General features: G+C 63.1%; 4 protein-coding genes. 2 read left to right on the plus strand and 2 right to left on the minus strand.

Annotated features, from left to right (window positions below):
• Positions 1–95: 95 nt before the first annotated feature.
• Positions 96–875 (minus strand): hypothetical protein, encoded by a 780-nt coding sequence (locus QZY03_RS08740; RefSeq protein ID WP_295580123.1) that lies wholly within the window; start codon positions 873–875, stop codon positions 96–98.
• A 109-nt stretch (positions 876–984) separates the two neighbouring features.
• On the opposite strand from QZY03_RS08740, the gene QZY03_RS08745 reads away from it, so the two are divergent.
• Together QZY03_RS08745 and QZY03_RS08750 are read left to right on the plus strand one after the other, a co-directional pair.
• On the plus strand, positions 985–1,209 hold the full coding sequence (locus tag QZY03_RS08745) for an AbrB/MazE/SpoVT family DNA-binding domain-containing protein (RefSeq protein ID WP_295580125.1): 225 nt from the start codon (positions 985–987) through the stop codon (positions 1,207–1,209).
• Entirely contained in the window at positions 1,206–1,598 is a 393-nt protein-coding gene (locus tag QZY03_RS08750) for a type II toxin-antitoxin system death-on-curing family toxin (RefSeq protein ID WP_295580127.1), read from the plus strand. Before QZY03_RS08745 ends, QZY03_RS08750 begins: the two co-directional genes overlap by 4 nt.
• A gap of 98 nt (positions 1,599–1,696) precedes the next feature.
• Here QZY03_RS08750 and QZY03_RS08755 read toward each other — a convergent pair whose 3' ends face one another.
• The gene (locus tag QZY03_RS08755; protein ID WP_295580129.1) at positions 1,697–5,554 is read right to left on the minus strand and encodes a DUF3683 domain-containing protein; all 3,858 of its coding nucleotides are present in this window, start codon (positions 5,552–5,554) and stop codon (positions 1,697–1,699) included.
• Between the last annotated feature and the right edge of the window lie 214 nt (positions 5,555–5,768).

A 5,768-nucleotide genomic window follows, 5' to 3' on the forward strand; every position in this document is an offset into this window, starting at 1 on the left:
GCGGACCCTACAGGTCACGACGTTACCGTAGGGTCCGCTGTGCGGACCGTCCGCGACCAGTCGGAACGACGATAAAGGCCGGTAAGGGCGACACTTTAGTCGCCCTCCCACACATCCGTCGATCCTTTCCCGGAATCGCAGAGCGCGCGAATGGCCTCAGCCATCGCCTGATTGACATCAAAATGCCTCTCCAGGAACGCAAGCAGCGCTTGGGCCGACTCACAACTGCGGTCATAGCCCTGAATGAAATACTGGAGTTCTTGTGCGACACCCGGAAACCGCTGCTCAAACCGCCGTTCATTGGCGAACAAATCCCTGGGTGCCCGTCGCTCTTGCTCGATAACAGCGGATAACTCCAAGACCCGGTCCACCGCGTACTGCTGAATAAACCGACTCGCCGACAACTTTTCGCCGCGCCGGAATCGCCCCAAACCGACGAACAGGTTCGTCAATGCTTCGCCGACCAACCATTCAGTCGCGCTCTGATGGAAGGCCGGAGTAGCGACAACAGGCTCACCAATCCCCTCATCCAGACCGGGCACTTTCCAGACGATTCGCCCACGGGAGAACGGGATGGCGCCCAACTCGGCAAGTTCAAACACCGCGAACTCGCAGAAAATGCCATCTTCGAACAACAGCTTGAAGCCATCAGGCGTATTCTGGAATCGATAGGCGATCGGACACAGGCAACTCAACCAATCGAGATTGCCGAGATACCGATCATTGTACCCCTGCTCCACAATCGCGAAGAAATCGAGATCGGACCAGGCATCCAACCGCTCCAGTTCAACGCCGACGGAGCCCAGACCGATCAAAGCCAAGGCATGGCCTGAGCGTTCGAGCGACGCACCGATCTCATCCAGGCGGTTGAGCAATCTGTTAGTCATGTTCCTCTCCTCAGCATGCAATCGGCTTGACCCACTTGTTTGGTACGACTAGACTTCGTGGTAACAAATGTAATAACCCCGCAATGGACCCACTGCCATGCTGAAAGTTAAAGTGACCTCGATCGGTAATTCCATGGGTATTTTGCTACCAAAAGAAGCACTTAACAAACTAAAAGTCGGGAAAGGCGATATGCTGTATCTTGTCGAGAATGCAGAGGGATTTACCATTACCCCGTATCAGCAAGATTTTGAGCTTCAGATGGAGGCCGCCGAAAAGGTGCTGAAAAAGTACAGGAATGCCTTTCACGAACTTGCGAAATGATCGAGCCGCGATGGATCTTGGACTCAGTTGTCGTTTCTGTTCATCACATGTTAGTTGCGGAACACGGTGGAAGTCCTGGTATTCGCGACAAAGCCTTGCTTGATTCCGCCTTAGCCAGGCCCCGACAGCGCTTCTTCTACGAATCGCAGGCGACTATTTTTGATCTCGCTGCTGCATATGGCTATGGACTGGCGAAAAATCATCCCTTCGTTGATGGGAACAAGCGTGTCGCCCTTGCAGTTGCTGCGATATTTCTGGAAATAAACGGATTTACTCTAGATGCGCCCGAACCGCAGTCGGTCGTTATTATTGAAAAGCTAGCCGCCGGCGACCTCTCCGAACGAGAACTTGCTCAGTGGCTAAGCGATTCTTCAATTCGCAATTCTTAATACCGACTCGGACGCAGGTGCGACTGAAGTCGCACCTACACTCACCGGTATCTAAATTGTCGGAAAACCTACGGCTCAATACCCTACGCTATTGCACCCTACAACAGCACCCGCTCGATCCCACCGGCCTGTACCTGCCGGATAAATGCAGTCTGCCAGCCCTCACCGAGCAGCCGGCAGGCCAATTCGACGACGATGTAGTCCGTGGTGAGTCCGGTGTCGTCGGCGTACTTGGCGAGCCCCTGCTGACAGGCCGGACAGGCGGTGAGTAGTTTGACCTTGCCGTCGGTGACGCGGTCGGTTCCGGTGAGGCCGCGGATGGCGGAAACCAATTCCTCCTGTTTACGGAAGCGCACCTGATTGGCGATGTCGGGCCGGGCGGTGCCCAAGGTGCCGGCCTCACCGCAGCAGCGCTCGGAGAGCCGCACGTCCTGGCCCATCAGGCTTGCCGCCACTTTGACCGGGGCATAGGTCTTCATGGGTGTGTGACAGGGGTCGTGGTAGAGGTATTGGACGCCAGGCACGCCAGCGAGGCTGACGCCTTTTTCCATCAGCCACTCGTGAATATCCAGCAATCGGCAGCCGGGGAAGATCTGCCCGAATTCGTATTGCAGGAGTTGATCCATGCAGGTGCCGCAGGATACCAGGACGGTGCGGATGTCCAGATAGTTGAGTGTATTGGCGACGCGATGGAAGAGGACGCGGTTTTCCATGGTGAGTTGCCGGCCGCGCGCCTCCAGGCCCGAGGCGCGTTGCGGATAGCCGCAGCATAGATAGCCGGGGGGCAGGACGATCTGGGCGCCCTGGCGGTAGAGCATGGCGAGCACGGCCAGCCCGACGTCCGAGAACAGGCGTTCCGACCCGCAGCCGGGGAAGTAGAAAACCGCCTCGGCCTCGTCCGCGCTCTGGTGCGGGTCGCGCAGAATGGGCACCTGGGTGCGGTCCTCCAGGTCCAACATCTGGCGGAAGCCGCGTTTGGGCAGTTCCACCCGGATCGGCCGGCTCACCAGGTCCAGCACTTGACCAGCGATGGCCGGCCGGCCGGTGGTGGCCCTGGGGTGCGCGGTGCGCCCGCGGGTGAGGCCCAGAGCGCGCGCCGCCCCGTGCGCCAGGTTGAGCGCGCTGAACCCCCATTGCGCCAGGCCCTTGCGCAGATAACGGATGGTGCGCGGGTGCGTGGTGTTGAGAAACTGCATGGCGGCCCAGGCTCCGGGGTTGAAGCGCTTCTGCCCGCGGCTGACCAGGATACGGCGCATGCGCATGGTCACATCTCCGAAGTCGATCGACACCGGACAGGGGTTCAGACATTTGTGACAGACGGTGCAGTGATCGGCCACATCATTCATCTCGTCGATGTGACGCAGCGACAACCCGCGCCGGGTCTGATCCTCATAGAGAAAGGCTTCGATGATGAGCCCGGTGCCCAGGATCTTGTTACGCGGCGAGTAAAGCAGGTTGGCGCGCGGGACATGGGTCATGCACTTGGGCTTGCATTTGCCGCAGCGCAGACAGTGCTTCACGTCGTCGTTGAGCGCGCCGAGCTCGCTTTCCTCCAGGATGATCGCCTCCTGCTGCACCAACCGCAGTGACGGCGTATAGGCGCCGGCGAGTCCGGACCCCGGCATCAGCTTGCCGGGGTTGAATCGGCCGCGCGGGTCCACCCGCTCCTTGTAGGTGACGAAGGCGGCGAGCTTCGCCGGCTCCAGGTAGCGCAGCTTGGTGATGCCGATCCCGTGCTCCCCGGAGATGACTCCGCCCAGCACGCCGGCCAGCGCCATGATCCGATCGACCAAGCGATCGGCCTCCTGCAGCATCGCGTAATCGGCTGAATGGACAGGGATGTTGGTATGGACATTGCCGTCCCCGGCATGCATGTGCAGGGCGACGAAGAGCCGGGAGTCGCGCACCCGGCGGTGAATGGCGGCGAGCCGTTCGCGCACGCCGGTCAGATCCTGCCCGGCGAAGATCTCGGCAAGGCGGGCGCCGACCTCCTCCCGATAGGACTGCCGCAGGTCGCGCCGCAGCATCAGGTCCAGCAGCAGATCGTCCGGCCGCAGCCGGGACTGCGCCGCCGCATCAAGCAATGACAGGTGCGCGCTCGCCGGCGCATCGAGCTGGGACAGCACCGTCTGCCAGCGGATGCGAGCGCCGGTCACCACGGCGCGGGCGGCATCGCGCTTGGCGCTCAGGATGGCCGCCTCCTCGGCCGAATCGTCGTAGTCGCCCGCCGGACGCGCCTCCGGCAGCCCCTGGGACAGATACTCAAGGACAGCGGCCATGATTGCGTCCTTGTTCCTGATTGACTGCTCGATGTTCATCCGTTCGATGCCGCGGCTGTAGTCCGCCAGCCGCGGCAAGGGGATCACCACGTCCTCATTGATCTTGAAGGCGTTGGTGTGACGGGAGATGGCGGCGGTGCGGGCGCGGTCCAGCCAGAAGCGTTTGCGCGCCTCGGCACTGACGGCGATAGAACCCTCGGCATCACGCGCCCGCGCCAACGCGACGACCTGCTCGGCAGCGGCGGCCACGGCCGCCTCATCGTCACTCACCAGGTCGGCGATCAGGACCATCTTCGGCAGTTCCCGCCGATTGGCCTTGGTGGTGTAGCCCACCGCCCGGACGTAGCGTTCGTCCAGGTGCTCCAGACCCGCCACCTGCACATCCGCCAAGGCGTCGACCGAGTCTTTGATCTCGCAGATGGCCGGCACCGCCAGTTCCAGGTCGGTCCCGAAGAACTCGAGACAGACGGTGCGCACATGGTCCGGCATCCGGTGCAGGACGAAGCGGGCGGAGGTGATGAGGCCGTCGCAGCCCTCCTTCTGGACACCGGGGAGTCCGCACAGAAACTTGTCGGTCACGTCCTTGCCCAGCCCGATGGTGCGCAGCGCGCTGCCGGGCATGGTCAGGATTTCGGGCTCGCCCTGCGGCGTGGTACCGTCCGGGGCGAAGCGCGAGAGGCGGAAGCGCACGGTCTGCTGCTCGTGGATCTTGCCCAGATTGTGGTCCAGGCGCTCGATCAGCAGCCAGTCCGCGTCCGGGGTGACCATGCGCCAGGACGCCAGGTTATCCAGGGCCGTACCCCAGAGCACCGCCTTCTTGCCCCCGGCGTTCATCGCCACGTTACCGCCGATGCAGGAGGCGTCCTGCGAGGTCGGGTCCACCGCGAAGGCGAGCCCGTTGGCGTCCGCCAGGTCCGAGACCCGCCGGGTGACGACGCCGGCACCGCAGCGCACGGTGGGGACCAGCCCCGCGACACCGGGGAGCGCAATCCGCTCCACGGCGGACAGATCTTCGAGCTTTTCGGTGTTGACGACCGCCGTCATCGGGTGCAGCGGGACGGCCGAGCCGGTATAGCCGGTGCCGCCGCCGCGCGGAATCAGACTCAGGTCGCAGTCGATGCAAGCGCGCACGATGGGCGCCACCTCGGCCTCGGTGTCCGGGGTGATGACGACGAAAGGCAACTCGACCCGCCAGTCGGTCGCGTCGGTCGCGTGCGAGACGCGGGCCAGGCCGCCGAAATCGAGATTGTCCGGGCGGGTGATGCCGGCGAGCGCCTGGCGCAAGCGCGCCCGCGCCGCGCGCTCGGTCTCGAACCAGGCCTTGAAGTGGGCCACCGCCGCCCGGGCGCTGGCCAGGAGTTGTGCCGCCGCGGCGTTGTCGTTCAGCCGCTGCTCGAACTGATCCAGACGATGGTCCAGCGCGCCCAGCAGCAGCCGACGCCGGTTGAGGTTCTCCAGCAGATCGTCCTGAAGATAGGGGTTGCGGGTGATGACCCACATGTCGCCGAGCACCTCAAACAGCATGCGCGCCGAGCGGCCGGTCCGCCGGGTTCCGCGCAGGGTATCGATGAGCGCCCACATCGGCTCGCCCAGGAAGCGGATCACGATTTCCCGATCGGAAAACGAGGTGTAGTTGTACGGGATTTCGCGGATGCGTGGCTGGCTGTCGGGAATCATGGGGGGTCGGCGGTCCAACGGGGGTTCATCGTGCACTGCACAAAAGTGTAACCGAACCCCAGGTCCGCTTGGACATTGATGCGTTGCGGTTGCGGGGTGGTACCGCCTGCTGACCGCAAGAGTCGCACCCTGATCCCGTGGGAGCGGCCTCCGGCCGCGATAAGGCCACCGCAGCGTCTGAGTTCACGGCGCGCCCCCATCGCGGCCGGAGGCC

It is taken from the genome of uncultured Lamprocystis sp. (genome assembly GCF_903933125.1).
Taxonomy (GTDB): Bacteria; Pseudomonadota; Gammaproteobacteria; order Chromatiales; family Chromatiaceae; genus Thiodictyon.